Genomic DNA, 18835 nt, shown 5'->3' on the forward strand with positions numbered 1-18835 from the left:
GGGCTGGGCCTGCCTTGGGGCGGCCCGGCGGCTGGCCCTGTCGCCCCCACGCTCCACCGCTGCGCGGGTCACTGGCTTCGCGCGAGCGTGGCGCTGGGGCTTTCGCCGTAGGCCTGCTGGTAGGCGGCGGCGAAGCGGCCTGGGTGCTCGAAGCCCCATCGTGATGCCGTCTGCAGCACGCGGGTGTCGGCGCCGGGATGCATCAGATCATGGCGCACGCGCTCCAGTCGCAGGCGCCGGATGTGCGCCAACGGTGTGGTGCCGCGTTCGCGGGCGAAGAGCTGCTGCACCAGGCGCACGCTGCTGTGGACCACCCGCGCCAGATCGGCCACGGTCAGCGGTTGGTCCAGGTGCGCCTCGATGTAGTCCTCCAGCTGTCTCAGCTTGGGTAGGGTGGCAGACGCCGGTGCCCGGCTCACCGTGGCGGGCGCCCAGGCCACGCGCAGCAGCATGGCCAGCACATGGTCTTCCAGCATCGCGATGTGGAGGCCTGACGAGGGGTGTTCACCGCCAGGCTGCAGCAGGGCCGAGAGGTAGTGCATCAGCTGCCACCAGTGCGCGCCCGAGCCCTGGCGCAAGTCCAGCTGTGGCGCCAGCCGCAAGGTGGCCGCGGTTTCCTGGCCGCTGATGGCCGCCGCCACGTGCAGCAGCCGCTGGCGATCGATGCGCAGCATGAACTGGTCGCAGTCGCCCGACCATTCCATGCGCACCGCGTCCTGCGGCGAGATCACTGTGGCCTGTCCCGCACTGCAGTGGTGGCAGGCGTTCTGGTGCCACACGGCGGCCTCACCGGCCAGCGGCATCTGCACCAGGAAGAAGTCGTCCAGCCGGTCCGGGTCGATGCGCACCGCCGCGCCATGGGCCAGCCGGTTGAGCGAGACCGAGGGGCCCAGTGCGCGGTGGTGCATGCGGGCGCGCACGCGCTGGCGGGTGCCGATCACGGACAGGTCGTGCGGCTTGTAGATGCGTGCGATCTGCTCGCGGGTTTCGTCGAGGTCGTCGGAGGCCAGCACCGACAGCGCCGACCAGGGGGCGCCGCGCGGCTCGTGGCGGTCCAGCCAGCCGGGGCTGGCAGCGGAAAGAGCCAAAGGGGAGGGCGCGGGGCTGGGAGCCATGCGGCGCATGTTAGTGATTACCCGGGGTTTTTCACTTATCGGATACCCGCGTTCGTTTCGCGGATGGTCGTGGCGGCGGGCTGATTCCAGAATGGTCCGGTTCGCTGTCCACCCCTGTTCCACCCTTTCAGGAGACCCGCCATGACGCTGCAGACCAAGTACCTGCTCGACGAAAGCCAGATGCCCAAGTTCTGGTACAACATCCAGGCCGACCTGCCCAAGGCGCTGCCGGCCGTGTTGCACCCTGGCACCTTGCAGCCGATCGGCCCCGATGACCTGGCGCCGCTGTTCCCGATGGAACTGATCCTGCAAGAGGTCAGCACCGAACGCGAGATCGAGATTCCCGAGCCGGTGCGCGACATCTACAAGCTCTGGCGTCCGGCGCCGCTGTACCGCGCCCACCGTCTGGAAAAGGCGCTCGGCACGCCGGCCAAGATCTTCTACAAATACGAAGGTGTCAGCCCCGCCGGCAGCCACAAGCCCAACACCGCGATTCCGCAGGCCTTCTACAACAAGCAGGCGGGCGTCAAGCGCCTCACCACCGAGACCGGCGCTGGCCAATGGGGCACCTCGCTGTCGTTCGCGGGTTCGCTGTTCGACCTCGAAGTGCTGGTGTTCCAGGTGCGCGTTTCCTACGACCAGAAGCCCTATCGCCGCGCTGTGATGGAGACCTACGGCGCACGTTGCCTGCCGTCACCGTCGAACCAGACCGAGTACGGCCGCAGCGTGCTGGCCCAGCGGCCCGACCATCCGGGTAGCCTTGGCATCGCGATCTCCGAGGCAGTCGAGCTGGCGGTGCAGCGTGAAGACACCAAGTACGCGCTGGGCTCGGTGCTGAACCACGTGCTGATGCACCAGACCATCATCGGCCTTGAAGCCATGGAGCAGATGCAGATGGCTGACGCCTGGCCCGACGTGGTGGTCGGCTGCACCGGTGGCGGCTCGAACTTCGCCGGCATCGCTTTCCCCTTCATCGGTCACGCGCTGCGAGGTGGTCGCAAGTCGCGCATCGTCGCGGTCGAGCCGGCGGCCTGTCCGTCGCTCACGCGAGGCAAATACGCCTACGACTTCGGCGACACCGGCCACATGACGCCGCTGACCAAGATGCACACCCTGGGCAGCACCTTCACACCGCCGGGCTTCCACGCCGGTGGCTTGCGTTACCACGGCATGGCGCCGCTGGTGAGCCATTGCAAGGAGCTGGGCTTGCTGGACGCCGTGGCCTACACGCAGGGCGAGTGTTTTGAAGCGGGCGTGACCTTCGCGCGCGCCGAAGGCATCGTGCCGGCGCCCGAGGCCAACCACGCGGTCAAGGGAGCGATCGCAGAAGCCCTGCGCTGCAAGCGCGAGGGCAAGAGCGAGACCATCCTGTTCAACCTCTGCGGCCATGGCCACTTCGACATGGCGGCCTACCAGAAGTACTTCGCCGGTGAGCTCAAGGACGAGCAGTACGACGAGAAGGAACTGGCAATGGCCCTGTCCGGGCTGCCCAGCGTCCCGGAACCCGCCTGAGTTTCAGACGGAGCGGGCGCTCAGGGCTGGACCACTTCGAGCAGGCGGTCCAGCCCGCCCATGTCGATCGCGACCCTGGCCTGCGCGCGCACCTTGGGCTTCGCGCGGTAGGCCACCGACAGACCGGCCACACCCATCATCTCCAGGTCGTTGGCGCCGTCGCCCATGGCGATCGCCTGCGCCGGTGAGCAGCCGATCAGGCTGCAGGTGCGCATCAGGGTCTCGCGCTTCATCGCGCCGTCACAGATGTCGCCCCAGCTCTGGTCGAGCAGGCGGCCGGTGAGCTTGCCGTCGACGATTTCCAGCTGGTTGCTGCGCGCGAAGTCCAGCGCCAGCCGGTCGCGCAGGCGCTCGGCGAAGTAGGTGAAGCCGCCACTGACCAGCAGCACCTTCAACCCGGCTGCCTTGCAGGCCAGCACCAGCTCGGCGGCGCCGGGGTTCAGGCGCAGGCGCGCGCGGTAGACCTGGGCCAGGTGCTCTTCGGTCACGCCCTTGAGCAGGGCGACCCGCTGGCGCAGGCTGTCCTTGTAGTCGGTGATTTCGCCGCGCATGGCGGCTTCGGTGATGGCAGCTACCTCGGCCTTTCGGCCGGCGGCGTCGGCGATCTCGTCCACGCATTCGATGTTGATCAGCGTGGAGTCCATGTCGAACGCGATCAGCTTGAAATCGCGCAGGTTCAGGGGTGGCGTGATGCCCTGGACCGTCAGACCCGGGGCGAATTCGGTGGGAGAAGTCATCCCGGAATTATCGCGGGAGCCGGGATGACCCTCTGCGTCAGGGCTTGGCCGCAGCGGGCAGCACCTTCGACATCGTGCCGATCTGCTTGCGCAGGTCGCCGCCCACCAGATCGGCCACCGACTGCTGGTCGCTGGTGACGGTCAGGCCCTGGGCCTGCAGCTTGGCCTTGAGGTCGTCGGTGCTGGTGCCGGCGACCTGGGCGAGCACCGTGATCGGGGCCTTGGCCAGGGCACGCACCGGCGGGGCGAAGCCGGGCTCGCTGCCTCCCTCACCGCCGGCCGGGATGAAGCTGAGCGCCAGGACCACGGCAAAGGCGCCGACGATGGCGCGACCGGTGTTCTGGTTGAAGTAGCGCTTGAACGCCGGCATGTTCAGCAGCACGTGCAGGGTCACGCCGATCACCATGGCCCAGCTGAGCCATTCGTGGGCCGTCTTGTTCAGGCCCGAGTCGAGGTGGAAAAACATCAGCACGCCGGTGACGGCGGACAGGGAAAAGGCGCCGATGACGACGGGGGTGATCCAGGGGCGTTGGGCGGAGAGGTTCATTTTTCTTCCTTCAAGTTGAACGCTTCGATGCTGAAGCTTCTGCGTTGAAGTTTGGTCGCCGCTGTGTGAACGCCGGGTGAACGTGGGCTGCGGGTGATCCTGTTTTTGATGTGGGTCAGGGCCGGGACCAAGGTCAGGCAGCCTTTGCGTCGGCCTTCAGCGGCTGGCCGAGCGACCGCAGCACGTCCCGCACCAGCTGCACCCGGTCTTTCACCTCGGGCAGGGCGCGTTCGATGCGCAGCTTCTCGTTTCCGGCCAGCTTGATGTGCTTGTTCTTCTGGATCAGCTCGATGATGCGCATCGGCTCGATCGGCGGGTTGGGCTTGAAGGTGATGTTCACCACACCCGGCGCAGCATCGACCTTGACCACACCGTACGGCGCCGACAGCACCCGAAGGCGGTGCACGTCGATGAGGGTCTGGGTTTGCGGCGGCAGCTTGCCGAAGCGGTCGACGATCTCCTCCAGCAGGCCGTCGACCTGGTCGGTGGTCTTGGCGGTCGCCAGCTTCTTGTAGAACGACAGGCGCAGGTGCACGTCGCCGCAGTAGTCGTTGGGCAGCAGGGCGGGGGCGTGCAGGTTGATGTCGGTGGTGACCGACAGCGGGCTCAGCAGATCCGGCTCGCGCCCGGCCTTGAGCGCGCTCACCGCCTCGCTCAGCATCTCGTTGTAGAGCTGGAAGCCGACCTCGAGCATGTTGCCGCTCTGGTTCTCGCCCAGCACCTCGCCGGCGCCGCGGATCTCCAGGTCGTGCATGGCCAGGTAGAAGCCCGAGCCCAGCTCTTCCATCTGCTGGATCGCGTCCAGCCGCTGCGCTGCCTGCTTAGTCAGGCCCTCGATTTCGGGCACCAGCAGGTACGCGTAGGCCTGGTGGTGGCTGCGGCCGACACGGCCGCGCAGCTGGTGCAGCTGGGCCAGGCCGAACTTGTCGGCGCGGCTCATGACGATGGTGTTCGCCGTGGGCACGTCGATGCCGGTCTCGATGATGGTCGAGCACAGCAGCAGGTTGTAGCGCTGCGCCACGAAGTCGCGCATCACGCGCTCCAGGTCCCGCTCGGGCATCTGGCCGTGGGCAATCGCGATGCGCGCCTCTGGCAGGATTTCTTCCAGTTTCTGCTTGCGGTTCTCGATCGTGTCGACCTCGTTGTGCAGGAAGTAGACCTGGCCGCCGCGCTTGAGTTCGCGCAGCACGGCTTCGCGGATCACGCCATTGCCTTCGTTTCGGACAAAGGTCTTGATCGCCAGCCGGCGCTGCGGCGCGGTGGCGATGACCGACAGGTCGCGCAAGCCTTCGAGCGCCATGCCCAGCGTGCGCGGGATCGGCGTTGCTGTCAGGGTGAGCACGTCCACTTCGGCGCGCAGCTGCTTCATCGCCTCTTTGTGGCGCACGCCGAATCGGTGTTCCTCGTCGATGATGAGCAGCCCCAGGTTCTTGAACTGCGTCTTCTCGCTCAACAGCTTGTGCGTGCCGACGACGATGTCGACGCTGCCGTCGTTGATCCCCTTCATCGCGGCCGTGATTTCCTTCTGCGAACGGAAGCGGCTCATCTCCGACACCTTCACCGGCCACTTGGCAAAGCGGTCCACCAGCGTCTGGTAGTGCTGCTCGGCCAGCAGCGTGGTGGGGGCCAGGAAGGCGACCTGCTTGCCGCCAGTGATGGCGACGAAAGCGGCGCGCAGCGCGACTTCTGTCTTGCCGAAACCGACGTCGCCGCAGACCAGGCGGTCCATGGGCTGCGGGCTGATCATGTCCTGGATGACCGCGTGGATCGCGGCCTTCTGGTCGGCGGTTTCCTCGAAGCCGAAGTCATTGGCGAAGATCTCGTAGTCCTGCGCGCTGAATCGGAAGGCGTGGCCCTGGCGCGCGGCGCGGCGGGCGTAGATGTTCAGCAGCTCGGCGGCGGCGTCGCGCACCTGCTCCGCCGCGCGGCGCTTGGCTTTTTCCCACTGGCCGCTGCCCAGCTTGTGCAGCGGCGCCTCGTCGGCGCTCACCCCGGTGTAGCGGCCGATCAGGCTGAGCTGGCTCACCGGGACGTAGAGCACGGCCTTGTCGGCGTATTCCAGGTGCAGGAACTCCTGCAGCGCGGGCGTGCCGTCGGGGTTTCTGTCCCCCATGTCCAGGTTCACCAGTCCGCGGTAGCGGCCGATACCGTGCGCGCTGTGCACCACGGGGTCGCCCACGTTGAGTTCGGAGAGGTCCTTGATCAGCGCGTCGACGTCGCTGACCTGTTCCTGTTTCTTGCGCCGGCGCGTGGTCGGGCCGGCGGCGAACAGTTCGGTCTCGGTGACGAAGTCGATGCCCGCTTCCTGCCAGGCAAAGCCCACGGTCAGACCCGAGGTGGCGATGCCGATCTTCTCGTCGCTGCCTCGGAACTCGTCCAGGGAGTCGAAGGCCGGTGGGTTCAGGCCGCTGGCGCGGATGAAGTCCAGCAGACTCTCGCGCCGGCCGTCGCTCTCGGCCAGCAGCAGCACGCGGTGCGCCGTTGCAGCCACGTGGGCCTGCAGGCGGGCCAGCGGGTCTTCAGCGCCGCGCACGGCGGTGAGGTCGGTCAGCTTCTGGGCGAAGGCGTTGTCGGCGATGTCCTCGACCGCTGGACGGATCGCGAGCTGGGCGTGGCGGTTGGACAGCGCGTAGAACTGTTCGATCGACAGGAACAGGCTCTCGGGCGGCAAGGCCGGTCGGTCCGGGTCGTTGCGCACGATGCGGTAGCGGTCCTGCGTGTCCTGCCAGAAGCGCTGGAAGGACGGTTCCAGATCGCCGTGCAGCACGACTGTTGCCTGCTCACCCAGGTAGTCGAAGACGGTCGCGGTCTCTTCGAAGAACAGCGGCAGGTAGTACTCGATGCCGGCGGTGGCAACGCCGTTGCCCATGTCCTTGTAGATGCGGCTCTTGGTCGGGTCGCCTTCCAGCAGTTCGCGCCAGCGGCTGCGGAAACGCGCGCGCGCCGGCTCGTCCATCGGGAATTCGCGGCCGGGCAGCAGCCGCACCTCGGGCACCGGGTAGAGGCTGCGCTGGCTGTCGGGATCGAAGGTGCGGATCGAATCGATCTCGTCGTCGAACAGGTCGACGCGGTAGGGCACTTGCGAACCCATCGGGAAGAGGTCGATCAGGCCGCCGCGCACCGCGTATTCACCGGGGCTGACGACCTGGCTCACGTGGTTGTAGCCTGCCAGCGTGAGCTGCCCCTTGAGTTTGGCCTCATCCAGCTTCTGCTTGACCTTGAACTGGAAGGTGTAGCCCGCGAGGAACGACGGCGGCGCCAGCCGGTACAGCGCGGTCGTGGCCGGCACCAGCACCACGTCGGCGCCAGTGTCCTTGTCCTGCTGCTGGATGCGCCAGAGCGTGGCCAGGCGTTCGGAGATCAGGTCCTGGTGCGGCGAAAACGCGTCGTACGGCAGCGTCTCCCAGTCGGGGAACAGCGCGCAGCGCAAGCCGGGCGCGAAGAACGCCATCTCGTCCATCAGCCGCTGCGCATCCGTCGCGTCGGCGGTGACGATGGCGGTCGGCCGTCCGGCGGCTTTTTCCCGCTGCGCCAGTTGAGCCAGCAGCAAGGCATCGGCGGAGCCGGCCGGGCGGGGCAGTTGGAAACGTTTGCCAGGAGTGAGCTTGGGCAGGTCCATGGATTCGGGCGGAAATGGCGAAACCCCCCGGTCACAGAGACAGGGGGGTATGGTGCAGTGATTCTAGAATGCCGCGGACCATGAACGATTCCTCTGTCACACCCGCCAGCCTCGTGCGGTGCCACGCGCTGCTTCCCTGTGCGGGTACCGGGTCGCGCGCCGGCACCACTGGCCCCAAGCAGTACCAGATGGTGGCGGGCCTGCCGATGGTGTTGCACACGCTCACCGCCTTCAACGAGGTCTCGCGCATCACACAGACCCTGCTGGTGGTGGCGCCCGAAGACCGCTTCCTGACCGTCGACTATCCCGAACTGCGACTGGCGCAATGCGGCGGCGCGACCCGGGCCCACAGCGTTTTCAACGGGCTGGAGGCGCTGAAGACGCGCGGCGCGGCGGACAACGACTGGGTGCTGGTGCACGACGCGGCACGCTGCCTGATCACGCCGGCGCAGATCGATGTGCTGATCGACGCCTGCTGGAACGATCCGGTGGGTGGCCTGCTGGCGCTCAAGCTGCCGGACACCCTCAAGACCGAGTCCGAGGGCCGTGTTTCGGCGACCGTCGACCGCTCGGACAAGTGGCTGGCGCAGACGCCGCAGATGTTCCGCCTGGGCCTGCTGCACAGCGCGCTGGCGGCGCAACAGGTCAATGGTTTTGCCGGTGTGACCGATGAAGCCAGCGCGATGGAGATGGCAGGGCACAAGCCGTTGCTGGTGCCCGGCAGCGCCCAGAACTTCAAAGTGACCTATCCCGAAGATTTCGCGCTGGCCGAAGCCATTCTCGCCAGCCGCACCTGATTGCCGCCATGAACCACATTCCTTTTCGCATCGGTGAGGGCTGGGACGTCCACGCCCTCGTGCCCGGCCGTCCCCTGATCATCGGCGGCGTCACGATTCCGCACAGCGCCGGTCTGCTGGGCCACTCGGATGCCGACGTGCTGTTGCACGCGATCACCGACGCGCTGCTCGGGGCAGCCGCGCTGGGCGACATCGGCCGGCACTTCCCCGACACCGATCCGCGTTTCAAGGGTTCCGATTCGATGGTGCTGCTGACCGAGGTCGCGCGCCGCGTGCGCGACGCAGGCTTCGAGATCGGCAACGTCGACAGCACAGTGGTCGCGCAGGCGCCCAAGCTGGGCCCTCACATCCCGGGCATGTGTGAACGCATCGCGCAGTCGCTAGGCGTGCCGGTCGGCTGTGTCAATGTGAAGGCCAAGACCGCCGAGAAGCTCGGACCGGTGGGGCAGGGGCTTTCCATCGAGGCGAGGGCGGTCGCGCTGCTGGTGCTCCGCTGAGACCGCGACCAGCGCCTTGCGGCGCGCGGGTCGTTACTTCTTTTCCTTTTCTCCGACCGGCAGCTTGATGTGGGCAGCCAGGCCGCCCGAGCTGCTGTTGGCCAGCGCGAAGCGGCCACCCATGCGCGCAATGGCGCGCTCGACGATGGCCAGTCCCAGGCCGGTGCCGGTGGCTGCGCTGCGCGAGGCGTCGCCCCGGAAGAAGGGCTGCGTCAGCTGCGCCAACATGTCCGGGTTCACCCCCGGCCCGTGGTCCCGCAGCTTGACCAGCACCCAGGTTTCCTTGGTCTTGGCGCCGATGTCGATTTCGGTCACGCCGGTGATCGGGTTTCGGCCGTAGCGCACGGCGTTCTGCAGCAAATTGGAGAACACACGATTGAGCTCGACCGCATCGCCCATGACCATCGTCTCCGGCGGAATGCTGGTCTTGACCACCACGTCCGGCGGATTGCCCAGCGAGAAGACCGCAGCCTCGATCACCTCGTTGAGATTGACCAGGTGCAGTTCGATGTGGTCCGGCCGCGCGTAGTCGAGGAACTTGTCGATGATCGCGTTGACCTGTTCGATGTCGGCCGACATGTGCTCCCGCGCTTCCCGGTCCGCCACGCTCATCTCGGTCTCCAGCCGCAGCCGGGCCAGCGGCGTGCGCAGGTCGTGCGAGATACCCGCCAGCATCAGCGCGCGGTCCTGCTCGATCTTGGACAGTCGCTGCGCCATGCGGTTGAAGCCGATGTTGACCTGGCGGATCTCGCTGGTGGCGACGGCTTCGTTGAGCCGGCTGGACGTGAAGTCGCCCTCGCGCACCCGGCTGGCCGCGAACGAGAGCTTCTGCAGGGGCCGGTTGATCAGGCGGGCAATCAGTGCCGCACCCATCAGCGACAGCACGGCGGCAGTGCTCAGCCAGATCATCCATGTCGTGCCCGTGACCAGCTCGACCCGCGATGGATCGGCCTGAAGCCAGTAGGGGTCGCCGTCGATCGAAAAGCCGATCCACAGGCCCGGCTTGCCATTGACCTCGCGCGCCACCACCGTGTCCGGCCCCAGCCGTGCGCTCAACTGGGCGCTCACCGTGCGGCTGAGCGGGTCGGCGTCGTACAGGCGGTACTTGTCGCCAGGTTCGCGCGGAGCGATGCGCACCTTTTCCTCGTCGGCCATGGTCTTGACCAGCGAGACGCGCGCAATCGAGTCCGAGTGAACCAGCGCCGCCCGGCTCAGGTTCACCAGCGAGGCCAGTTGCTGCGCACTCTGAAGCGTTCGGGGTTCGAATTCGAGGGCACGAAACGTCTGCAGCCAGGCCACGATACAACCGAGCAGCAGCAGACCCAGCAGGAAGAAGGTCCGCCAGAACAGGCTGACCTCCCGCGGCCGCCGCGATTCCAGCGGGGCCGGCAGCGTTTCCAGTGCGGCTGGCTCGGTCTCGAAGCTCGGGACCCGCGATTCGTCGATCATCAGGCGTTGCCGTCCGGCACAAACACGTAGCCCACCCCCCAGACAGTCTGCAGGTAGCGGGGCGAGGCTGCGTCTTCTTCAATCAGCTTGCGCAGGCGCGAGACCTGCACGTCCAGGCTGCGGTCGAACGGTTCGAACTCGCGGCCGCGGGCCAGCTGGGCCAACTTCTCGCGCGACAGCGGCTGGCGTGGGTGGCGCACCAGCGCCTTGAGCATGGCGAATTCGCCAGTGGTCAGCGGCAGGTCGGCGCCATCCTTGCGCAAGGTGCGCAAGCTCAGGTCGAACTCGAACGGGCCGAAATTGACCACCTCGGCATCCTGCGAAGGGGCTCCCGGCACTTCGGCGGGCGGGCGGCGGCGCAGCACAGCATGCACGCGGGCCAGCAGTTCGCGCGGATTGAACGGCTTGCCCAGGTAGTCGTCGGCGCCGACCTCCAGACCCACGATGCGGTCCACATCTTCGCTCTTGGCGGTCAGCATGATGATCGGCGTGCGGTCGCCGTTGGCGCGCAGGCGCCGGCAGATCGACAGGCCATCTTCACCCGGCATCATCAGGTCCAGCACGATCAGGTCCACTGCTTCGCGCTGCAACACCCGGTTCAGGGCCTTGCCGTCTTCGGCCAGCATGACTTCGAAACCTTCCTGCATCAGGTAACGACGCAGGAGGTCACGGATGCGGACATCGTCGTCAACGACCAGGATCTTGTTGGGGCGGGTGGCGTTTTGTGGCATGGAAGCAACTCCCGGTAAATGTAACAAAGGCGATTGTGTCAGCGCCAAGTGCTTGTCAGGCCTTGTTTTTTGGTTTTTTGACCGGCTGTTACAAATGTTGCCTGGGGCGCTCACACCGTTACCATCTGCCCGCCCAGAATTCTCCCCATTGCCTTGACTTCCCGGATTCATGACCGACTTCCGCATTCCAATTGCCGCCGCCTTGCTGGGTGTTTCGCTGTGCGCAGCGGCGCTGGAGCAGCGCGAGCGGCCTGTTCATACGATGGTGGTGGTGCCTGTGACGGCTTCGCCAGCCGACAGCGGAGATGGCCGGCCTCCTGCGCCGCGCCTGCGTGAGGCCTTGCGCCAGCCGAAGAGCGAGGGTGAAGGGCTGGGCAAGCCCTACCGCCTCAGCCCCGAAGAGCGCCAGCGGCTGCGGGAGCAGTTGCGCGACCAGACCACCACCGAAGCTTCCCGCGAAAAATGAGTGTTTGCATCTTCAGAGCGGCCACGTTGCCCGTGGGCCGCGGTCTGGTTGTTGTCCTGTCTGGCCTTTTGCTCGCCGGCGGGGTCCGGGCGCAGGCGGCCAAACCGGAGATTCCCGCCAACGTGGCGGTCATCTCTGCCAGCGGCCAGCTCGATGTGCCACAGGACTGGTTGACGATGACCTTGACGGTGTCGCGCGATGGCGGTGACGCATCCGTAGTGCAGACCCAGTTGCGTCAGGCGGTCGATGCGGCGATGGCGATTGCCAAACCGCAGGTTGCAACCAAGCAGCTGGAAGTGCGGACGGGTTCGTTCGGCGTGTTCCCGCGGCATGGCAGCAACGGCAAGATCGCGGGCTGGCAGGGCACGGCAGAGCTGATCCTTGAAGGACACGATTTCCTGCGCATCAGCAGCACCGCTGGCAAGGCCACGTCCATGGGTGTCGGCAACGTCGCGTTTTCGCTCTCGCGCGAAGCCCAGCAGAAGCTTGAGTCTGAGGCGCAGTCGATGGCGATCGAGCGTTTCAAGGCCAAGGCCGCCGAGGTGGCCAAGGGTTTTGGTTTCGCCGGATACACCCTGCGGGAGGTGTCGGTGAGTTCGGCCGGTCAGGGCGAGCGGCCGGTCTACGCGCGGTTTCAGCAAGCACCCATGGCGGCGTCCGTCGCATCCGATGCGCCATTGCCGCTCGAAGCCGGCAAGAGCCAGGTGACCGTCACGGTCTCCGGCTCCGTCCAACTGCGCTGAGGCCTGCTGCTCAGCGGCTTACTGGGCGGTCCAGCCGCCGTCCATGTTCCAGGCCACGCCACGCACGTTGGCGCCAGCCGGTGAGCAGAAAAACACCGCCAGTTCGCCCAGCTCTTCGGGCGTGGTGAACTGCATCGAGGGTTCCTTTTCGCCGAGCAGCTGTTTCTTGGCATCTTCGTTGGAGATGCCCAGGGCGGCGGCTTTGGCGTCGACCTGTTTCTGAACCAGCGGCGTCAACACCCAGCCCGGGCAGATGGCGTTGCAGGTCACGCCTGTGGTGGCATTCTCCAGGGCGGTCACCTTGGTCAGGCCGACCACGCCGTGCTTGGCGGCCACATAGGCTGACTTCTCGGCCGACGCCACCAGCCCATGCACCGAGGCAACGTTGATGATGCGGCCCCAGTTGGCTGCGCGCATGGCGGGCAGCGCCAGTCGCGTTGCGTGGAAGGCGCTGGAGAGGTTGATGGCGATGATGGCGTCCCACTTCTCGACCGGAAAGTCCTCGACGCGGGCGACATGTTGGATGCCGGCGTTGTTCACGAGGATGTCGACCTGGCCGAACTGGGCGGCGGCGAACTTCATCATGTCTTCGATCTCGGCTGGCTTGCTCATGTCAGCCCCGTGATAGGCGACCTTCACACCCAGCGCGGCAATCTCTGCCTTGGGTGCTTCAGCATCGCCGAACCCGTTCAACACGATATTGGCCCCCTGGCGGGCAAGAGCCTTGGCAATGCCCAGGCCGATGCCGCTGGTGGAGCCTGTGACGAGAGCGGTTTTGTTCGCGAGCATGGGGGATCTCCAGTTCCATTACGATTGGTTGAACAACATGCAAACCATTATCACGGAGTCCCCTGGGATGTACGGATCCAGCCAGCCGCCAGCACTGCGTTTCCTTGAGGTCGGTGGCGCTGTGGCCGCATCCGGCCAACCGCGACGCCTGGCATATTGGGACTGGCCGGGCCAGATGGGCGTCGACCCCCACCGTGTGGTGATCTGCGTGCATGGCCTGTCCCGTCAGGGGCGGGACTTTGATGTGCTGGCGACGGCGCTCAGCGCCCATTCACGCGTGATCGCGGTGGATGTGGCGGGGCGGGGCCACAGCGACTGGCTGGCCGATCCGATGGCCTACCAGGTGGGTACCTATGCCGCAGACCTGGCCCAGTTGGTGGCCAGCCTGCGCGCCGTGGATGCCGACCTGAAGGTCGACTGGGTGGGGACCAGCATGGGCGGGCTGATTGGCATGGTGTTGGCGGCGCAGCCGCAGATCGGCATCCGCCGCCTGGTTCTCAACGATGTCGGGCCGGTGATCCAGTGGGAGGCCCTGTGCCGCATCGGCAGCTATCTCGGACGCAACCCGTCGTTTGAGAGCGAGCAGGAGGCCGCCAACTACCTTCGCTCCATTTCGACCGGTTTCGGACCGCACAGCGACGAGCAGTGGATGGCACTGTGCCGGCCGTTGCTGCGTCAGAGGGACGGACGCTGGTGGTTGCACTACGACCCATCCATCGCAGTGCCGGTGCGGGCGCTCACGGACAACGTCGATCAGGCCGCGGCCCGCAAGTCGGTGGCCGACGGTGAAGCATTCCTCTGGGGTTTGTACGACGCCATCACGGCCAGAACCTTGCTGCTGCGTGGAGGCGACTCCGACCTGCTCACCCGCGAGACGGCGCGCAGCATGGGCGAACGTGGCCCCAAGGCACTTTGCGTCGAATTCACCGGCGTCGGCCATGCGCCGACGCTGGTGGCGCAAGACCAGGTGGGCTGTGTCCGTGACTTTCTGACCGCCGCCTGAGGACGTTAGACGGTCATGCAGTACCCGACCCCCGCGCCCTCCGCGCCGACGGCGGCCATCGTCGCCGCCATCTCCGACAGCCTGCCGCAAGAGGCCCAGGCGCTTGCGCGCGCGCGCGCTTTTGCCGAACCGCTGCTGGCCTGTGAACAACTGGATACCGGCGAAAACATCCTGGAGCACGCCGATGCGGTGGCCGCGGTGTTGCGCGACATTGGCGGCTCCGAAGCCATGCAGGCGGCTGCTTATCTGGTCTACGCCTGCCAGCATCTGAACCGACCTCAGGAGGTGATTGCCAAGGCCTTTGGCGACAACTTCGCGGCCCTGGCGATGGAGACGACCAAACTGGTGCAGCTGCAGCGGCAGGCGCGCATCAAGTCGGCCGAAGCTCAGGCGAAGAAAACCGAAGAACGTCAGGCCGCCCTGGAAGCTGCCTTGCCCGTGGCTTCTCCCGGCAAGACGGCCGTGTCGGAACTGGCTGCCAGCCAGACCGAGAACGTGCGCAAGATGCTGCTGGCGTTTTCGCGCGACCTGCGGGTTGTCATGTTGCGGCTGGCCTCCCGGTTGCAGACGCTGCGCTATTTCGCGGCCTGCAAGGGTGATCCGGGGGCGGCGCTGGCCAGTGAATCGCTGCATGTGTTCGCACCGCTGGCCAATCGGCTAGGGATCTGGCAGATCAAGTGGGAGATGGAAGACCTCGCGTTCCGCTTCCTGGAGCCGCAGACCTACAAGCAGGTGGCGCGGCTGCTGGACGAGAAGCGTGCCGAGCGCGAGGCGCACATCGAGCAGGTGCGCCAGCAACTGGAGACAGACCTCCAGGCGCATGGCATCCGTGCTTCCGTGCAAGGCCGGCCCAAGCACATCTACAGCATCATCAAGAAGATGCGCGGCAAGTCGCTGGACTTCAGCCGCGTGTTCGACATCCGGGCATTGCGCGTGGTCGTGCCGGACAAGGACGACTGCTACAGCGTGCTGGCGCTGGTTCACGCGCAGTTCACGCCGGTGCCCGAGGAGTTCGACGACTACATCGCCAAGCCCAAGCCCAACGGCTACCAGTCGCTGCACACCGTGGTGCGCGACGACCAGGGCCGCGCGTTCGAGATCCAGATCCGCTCGCAGGAAATGCACGACCACGCCGAGCATGGCGTGGCGGCGCACTGGGCCTACAAGGAAGCTGGCACCAAGGGCTATGCAGGCGTGTCGGCCAGTTCGGAGTACGACGCGAAGATCGCCGTGCTTCGACAGCTGCTGGCCTGGGAGCGCGACCTCAGCGGCCCGTCCAAAGGGTTGTTCGACGATCGCATCTACGTCCTGACCCCCGATGCAGCGATCGTCGAGTTGCAGCAGGGCGCCACGCCGGTGGACTTTGCCTATTCGGTGCACACGAACCTGGGACACCGCTGCCGTGGTGCGCGGGTCGACGGCGCCATGGTGCCGCTGAATACGCCCCTGCAGAACGGGCAGACCATCGAGATCATCGCGGCCAAGGAGGGTGGCCCGTCCCGCGACTGGCTCAACGCCGAGCTGGGCTACCTGGTTGGGCACCGCGCAAAGAGCAAGGTGCGCGCGTGGTTCAACCAGCTGGCGATGGAAGAGACCGTGGCGCGGGGGCGTGAAGCGGTCGAGCGCCTGCTGCAGCGCGAGGGACGCACGGCAGTGCGGTTCGAAGAACTGGCCAGCATGGTCGGTCTGTCTTCGGCGCAGGAACTGTTCGAGCAGGTGGGCAAGGACGAGCTGTCGTTGCGCGCACTGGAAGTCCATCTCAGACCGGGTGAGCAGCCAGTCGTCGACGACGTGCCGCCGTGGCTGAAGAAGCCACGCCCGGCGCGCGGTGGAAGCAGTGGTGGTGTGCTGGTGGTGGGTGTGGACTCGCTCATGACCCAGCTGGCCAAGTGCTGCAAGCCGGCGCCGCCGGACGACATCCGCGGTTTCGTCACCCGCGGCAAGGGCGTCAGCATCCACCGCAGCGACTGCGGCGATTTTGCTCACCTGCAGCGAACCAACCCCGATCGGGTGATCGAGGTGCAATGGGGTGGCGCTGTGTCCGGGGTGAAGGATGGCGGGTCGGCAATGTACCCGGTGGATGTGGCCGTTGAGGCCAACGACCGCCAGGGTCTGCTGCGCGATATCTCGGATGTGTTTGCCCGAGAAAAGATGAATGTGATTGGCGTTCAGACGCAGTCGGTCAAAGGCATCGCATGGATGACGTTCACCATAGAAGTGACCGATGCACGGCAAGTGTCCCGCGCCATGTCGGTGGTGGGCGATGTGGCCGGTGTTCGCATGGTCCGGCGCAAATGATCTGGCTACGTTCGAAAAATCGCTCAGAACCTGCTATACTGCGAGGCTTCGGACAGTTTGCAGGCGCGTAGCTCAGCTGGTTAGAGCACCACCTTGACATGGTGGGGGTCGTTGGTTCGAGTCCAATCGCGCCTACCAAACATCTCCGAAACCGCAAGGGCCCGACGTTTTCGTCAGGCCCTTTTTCTTTGCGGTGTTCGCTTCGCAGCGTGGCATGATCAAGATTCGCACAGGGAAAACCCATCTGACCGAAATCGGTTGTGGTTCCTAAAATGGTGCGTTTGGGCAGCTCCCTTTCCCTGGGGGCTTACCGGTCTTACGTGAAGGTCCCGTCGTGCAAAAAAGCAAGGCCGATGCCCACGCCTCCAGTCCGGAGGCCGTGCGGGTCATCAAGAAGTACCCCAACCGCCGTCTCTACGACACCGATACCTCGTCGTACATCACGCTCGCCGAGGTCAAGTCGCTGGTCATGGACAACGAACGTTTCGTGGTCCGTGATGCCAAGTCCAACGAAGACCTGACCCGCAGCATCCTGCTGCAGATCATTCTCGAAGAAGAAACGGCCGGCGTGCCAATCTTCACCGAGCAGGTGCTGGCCAACATCATCCGCTTCTACGGCCACGCGATGCAGGACTTCATGGGGTCCTACCTCGAGAAGAACGTGCAGATCTTCATGGACCTGCAGTCCAAGATGGCCGAACAGTCCAAGGGCCTCAACCCCGAGGTCTGGAAGCAGTTCATGAACGTCCAGTCGCCGATGATGCAGGGCATGATGGGGACGTATCTGGAACAGTCGCGCAGCGCCTTCACGCAGATGCAGGAGCAGATGCAGAAGAACAGCGAACAGATGCTGGCGGCCTTTGGCCTCAAGCGCTGAGCAACTGGCGCTGGTCTGAGACAATCAGGGGATGAGTGAATCCCCTGTTTCTCCGGGCGCCGTGGCGCCCAAAGTCGGGTTCGTGAGCCTGGGCTGTCCCAAGGCCCTCACGGACTCCGAGCTGATCCTCACGCAACTGAGCGCCGAGGGTTACCAGACCTCAAAGACCTTTGCCGGTGCCGACATCGTCATCGTCAATACCTGCGGCTTCATCGACGACGCCGTCAAGGAAAGTCTCGACACCATCGGAGAGGCGCTGGCCGAAAACGGCAGGGTGATCGTGACCGGTTGCCTGGGCGCGCGCGAAGGTGAGGGCGGCGGCAACATGGTGCAGCAGATGCACCCCAGCGTGCTCGCCGTCACCGGGCCGCACGCTACCCATGAGGTGATGGAAGCGGTGCACAAGCATCTGCCAAAGCCACACGACCCCTTCGTCGATCTCGTGCCTCCGCAGGGCATCAAGCTCACGCCGCGGCACTACGCTTACCTGAAGATCAGTGAGGGCTGCAACCACCGCTGCACCTTCTGCATCATCCCGTCGATGCGTGGTGATCTCGTGAGCAGACCGATCGGCGACGTGCTGGGCGAAGCGCGCAAGCTGTTCGAGGCTGGCGTGAAAGAGTTGCTGGTGGTCAGCCAGGACACCTCGGCTTACGGCGTCGATGTTCAGTACCGGACCGGCTTCTGGGACGGCAAGCCTGTCAAGACCCGCATGCTGGATCTGGTGCGCACGCTGGGTGAACTGGCGCGCAGCTATGGCGCATGGGTGCGCCTGCACTATGTGTATCCGTACCCGCATGTGGACGATGTGATTCCGCTGATGGCCGACGGGCTGGTGTTGCCGTACCTCGATGTCCCGTTGCAGCACAGCCATCCCGATGTGCTCAGGCGCATGAAGCGCCCGGCCAGCGGTGAGAAGAACCTGGAGCGCATCGCACGCTGGCGCGAACTGTGTCCCGAAATCGTGGTGCGCAGTACCTTCATCGCGGGCTTCCCTGGCGAGACCGAAGCAGAGTTCCAGCACCTGCTGGACTTCGTGGCGGAGGCTCGCATCGATCGCGCGGGTTGTTTCGCATACTCGCCCGTGAACGGTGCGGCAGCCAACGACCTGCCTGATCCCGTGCCCGACGTGCTGCGCGCCGAACGGCAAGCGCGGTTCATGGCATTGGCCGAGGCGGTGTCGGCGGAAAAGCTGCAGACCCGTGTGGGTGCCACCATGCAGGTGCTGGTGGATTCGGCGCCAGGGTTGGGAAAGAAGGGCGGTTTGGGGCGCAGCTACGCGGACGCACCGGAGATCGATGGTGTGGTGCGGCTGCTGCCGCCCGAGAAGATCAGCAAGACGATGAAGGTTGGCGAGTTCACGAAGGCACGCATCGTGGCGGCCGAGGGTCACGATCTCGTGGCGCTGCCGGTCTGATGACAAGGTGCGAAATGGGGCTTTGCGAGCGGCCCCTTTTCGCATTCATTGCTGCAACGAAAAAAGAAAAGGGCTTGCAAACTCATCGTTTGCAAGCCCTTATGATTGGTGCCCAAGAGAGGACTCGAACCTCCACGCCTCTCGGCGCTAGTACCTGAAACTAGTGCGTCTACCAATTCCGCCACCTGGGCATCTCAGGAAGACCGCTAGTATAGCATCAAAAAACAGAAACGAAAAA

16 protein-coding genes and 2 tRNA genes are annotated in these 18835 nt (G+C 65.6%); 10 read left to right on the forward strand and 8 right to left on the reverse strand.

From position 1 onward, the window contains the following. Positions 1-68: 68 nt before the first annotated feature. Positions 69-1115 (reverse strand): AraC family transcriptional regulator, encoded by a 1047-nt coding sequence (locus tag ACLIJ1_RS04160; RefSeq protein ID WP_411364210.1) that lies wholly within the window; start codon positions 1113-1115, stop codon positions 69-71. 141 nt (positions 1116-1256) lie between these two features. Between ACLIJ1_RS04160 and ACLIJ1_RS04165 the strand changes: the two genes are divergently transcribed. After that, a complete protein-coding gene (locus tag ACLIJ1_RS04165) occupies positions 1257-2627 on the forward strand; it encodes a TrpB-like pyridoxal phosphate-dependent enzyme (RefSeq protein ID WP_411364211.1) in 1371 nt (456 codons plus the stop codon). Between the two features lie 20 nt (positions 2628-2647). Here ACLIJ1_RS04165 and serB read toward each other — a convergent pair whose 3' ends face one another. The 3 genes from serB to mfd all read right to left on the reverse strand — a co-directional run bounded on the left by serB (position 2648) and on the right by mfd (position 7530). Then, on the reverse strand, positions 2648-3364 hold the full coding sequence (serB, locus tag ACLIJ1_RS04170; RefSeq protein WP_411364212.1) for a phosphoserine phosphatase SerB: 717 nt from the start codon (positions 3362-3364) through the stop codon (positions 2648-2650). A 37-nt stretch (positions 3365-3401) separates the two neighbouring features. Continuing rightward, positions 3402-3911 carry a DUF4405 domain-containing protein gene (locus ACLIJ1_RS04175; protein ID WP_411364213.1) on the reverse strand — a complete coding sequence of 170 codons (510 nt, stop codon included), beginning with the start codon at positions 3909-3911 and terminating at the stop codon, positions 3402-3404. Between the two features lie 133 nt (positions 3912-4044). Continuing rightward, positions 4045-7530, reverse strand: coding sequence for a transcription-repair coupling factor (mfd, locus tag ACLIJ1_RS04180; RefSeq protein WP_411364214.1), 3486 nt, complete (start codon positions 7528-7530; stop codon positions 4045-4047). Positions 7531-7610: 80 nt separating this feature from the next. On the opposite strand from mfd, the gene ispD reads away from it, so the two are divergent. Next, positions 7611-8327 (forward strand): 2-C-methyl-D-erythritol 4-phosphate cytidylyltransferase, encoded by a 717-nt coding sequence (ispD, locus tag ACLIJ1_RS04185; RefSeq protein WP_411364215.1) that lies wholly within the window; start codon positions 7611-7613, stop codon positions 8325-8327. An 8-nt stretch (positions 8328-8335) separates the two neighbouring features. After that, a complete protein-coding gene (gene ispF, locus ACLIJ1_RS04190; RefSeq protein ID WP_411364216.1) occupies positions 8336-8824 on the forward strand; it encodes a 2-C-methyl-D-erythritol 2,4-cyclodiphosphate synthase in 489 nt (162 codons plus the stop codon). Positions 8825-8857: 33 nt separating this feature from the next. Here ispF and ACLIJ1_RS04195 read toward each other — a convergent pair whose 3' ends face one another. Together ACLIJ1_RS04195 and ompR are read right to left on the reverse strand one after the other, a co-directional pair. After that, a complete protein-coding gene (locus tag ACLIJ1_RS04195; RefSeq protein ID WP_411364217.1) occupies positions 8858-10273 on the reverse strand; it encodes an ATP-binding protein in 1416 nt (471 codons plus the stop codon). Continuing rightward, complete coding sequence (gene ompR / locus ACLIJ1_RS04200; protein ID WP_411364218.1) at positions 10273-11004, reverse strand: two-component system response regulator OmpR; 732 nt, start codon at positions 11002-11004, stop codon at positions 10273-10275. Before ompR ends, ACLIJ1_RS04195 begins: the two co-directional genes overlap by 1 nt. 169 nt (positions 11005-11173) lie before the next feature. On the opposite strand from ompR, the gene ACLIJ1_RS04205 reads away from it, so the two are divergent. Beyond that, entirely contained in the window at positions 11174-11470 is a 297-nt protein-coding gene (locus ACLIJ1_RS04205; protein ID WP_411364219.1) for a hypothetical protein, read from the forward strand. A gap of 122 nt (positions 11471-11592) precedes the next feature. Next, entirely contained in the window at positions 11593-12213 is a 621-nt protein-coding gene (locus ACLIJ1_RS04210) for an SIMPL domain-containing protein (RefSeq protein ID WP_411364220.1), read from the forward strand. An 18-nt stretch (positions 12214-12231) separates the two neighbouring features. On the opposite strand, the gene ACLIJ1_RS04215 is transcribed toward ACLIJ1_RS04210, so the two are convergent. Then, positions 12232-13002, reverse strand: a complete 771-nt coding sequence (locus tag ACLIJ1_RS04215) for a 3-hydroxybutyrate dehydrogenase (RefSeq protein ID WP_411364221.1) — start codon at positions 13000-13002, stop codon at positions 12232-12234. 148 nt (positions 13003-13150) lie between these two features. On the opposite strand from ACLIJ1_RS04215, the gene ACLIJ1_RS04220 reads away from it, so the two are divergent. The 5 genes from ACLIJ1_RS04220 (at position 13151) to rimO (ending at position 18597) form a co-directional block, all read left to right on the forward strand. Continuing rightward, positions 13151-14005: an alpha/beta fold hydrolase gene (locus tag ACLIJ1_RS04220; RefSeq protein ID WP_411364784.1), complete on the forward strand. Its 855-nt coding sequence runs from the start codon at positions 13151-13153 to the stop codon at positions 14003-14005. Between the two features lie 15 nt (positions 14006-14020). Beyond that, the gene (locus tag ACLIJ1_RS04225) at positions 14021-16303 is read left to right on the forward strand and encodes a RelA/SpoT family protein (protein WP_411364222.1); all 2283 of its coding nucleotides are present in this window, start codon (positions 14021-14023) and stop codon (positions 16301-16303) included. A 61-nt stretch (positions 16304-16364) separates the two neighbouring features. Then, positions 16365-16441: transfer RNA gene (locus ACLIJ1_RS04230), tRNA-Val, on the forward strand. A gap of 196 nt (positions 16442-16637) precedes the next feature. Continuing rightward, positions 16638-17180, forward strand: a complete 543-nt coding sequence (phaR, locus tag ACLIJ1_RS04235; RefSeq protein ID WP_411364223.1) for a polyhydroxyalkanoate synthesis repressor PhaR — start codon at positions 16638-16640, stop codon at positions 17178-17180. Positions 17181-17211: 31 nt separating this feature from the next. After that, the gene (gene rimO / locus ACLIJ1_RS04240; RefSeq protein WP_411364224.1) at positions 17212-18597 is read left to right on the forward strand and encodes a 30S ribosomal protein S12 methylthiotransferase RimO; all 1386 of its coding nucleotides are present in this window, start codon (positions 17212-17214) and stop codon (positions 18595-18597) included. Between the two features lie 106 nt (positions 18598-18703). Here rimO and ACLIJ1_RS04245 read toward each other — a convergent pair. Beyond that, a tRNA-Leu gene (locus ACLIJ1_RS04245) sits at positions 18704-18788 on the reverse strand. Positions 18789-18835: the final 47 nt, after the last annotated feature.

The organism is Hydrogenophaga sp. RWCD_12, from assembly GCF_046604225.1.
In the GTDB taxonomy this organism is placed as follows: Bacteria; Pseudomonadota; Gammaproteobacteria; order Burkholderiales; family Burkholderiaceae_C; genus Hydrogenophaga.

Excerpts from the sequence above, each read along its gene's own strand:
- ACLIJ1_RS04160 (WP_411364210.1), bottom strand. The coding sequence starts at position 1,115 with ATGGCTCCCAGCCCCGCGCCCTCCCCTTTGGCTCTTTCCGCTGCCAGC.
- ACLIJ1_RS04165 (WP_411364211.1), top strand. The coding sequence starts at position 1,257 with ATGACGCTGCAGACCAAGTACCTGCTCGACGAAAGCCAGATGCCCAAG.
- serB (WP_411364212.1), bottom strand. The coding sequence starts at position 3,364 with ATGACTTCTCCCACCGAATTCGCCCCGGGTCTGACGGTCCAGGGCATC.
- ACLIJ1_RS04175 (WP_411364213.1), bottom strand. The coding sequence starts at position 3,911 with ATGAACCTCTCCGCCCAACGCCCCTGGATCACCCCCGTCGTCATCGGC.
- mfd (WP_411364214.1), bottom strand. The coding sequence starts at position 7,530 with ATGGACCTGCCCAAGCTCACTCCTGGCAAACGTTTCCAACTGCCCCGC.
- ispD (WP_411364215.1), top strand. The coding sequence starts at position 7,611 with ATGAACGATTCCTCTGTCACACCCGCCAGCCTCGTGCGGTGCCACGCG.
- ispF (WP_411364216.1), top strand. The coding sequence starts at position 8,336 with ATGAACCACATTCCTTTTCGCATCGGTGAGGGCTGGGACGTCCACGCC.
- ACLIJ1_RS04195 (WP_411364217.1), bottom strand. The coding sequence starts at position 10,273 with ATGATCGACGAATCGCGGGTCCCGAGCTTCGAGACCGAGCCAGCCGCA.
- ompR (WP_411364218.1), bottom strand. The coding sequence starts at position 11,004 with ATGCCACAAAACGCCACCCGCCCCAACAAGATCCTGGTCGTTGACGAC.
- ACLIJ1_RS04205 (WP_411364219.1), top strand. The coding sequence starts at position 11,174 with ATGACCGACTTCCGCATTCCAATTGCCGCCGCCTTGCTGGGTGTTTCG.
- ACLIJ1_RS04215 (WP_411364221.1), bottom strand. The coding sequence starts at position 13,002 with ATGCTCGCGAACAAAACCGCTCTCGTCACAGGCTCCACCAGCGGCATC.
- ACLIJ1_RS04225 (WP_411364222.1), top strand. The coding sequence starts at position 14,021 with ATGCAGTACCCGACCCCCGCGCCCTCCGCGCCGACGGCGGCCATCGTC.
- rimO (WP_411364224.1), top strand. The coding sequence starts at position 17,212 with ATGAGTGAATCCCCTGTTTCTCCGGGCGCCGTGGCGCCCAAAGTCGGG.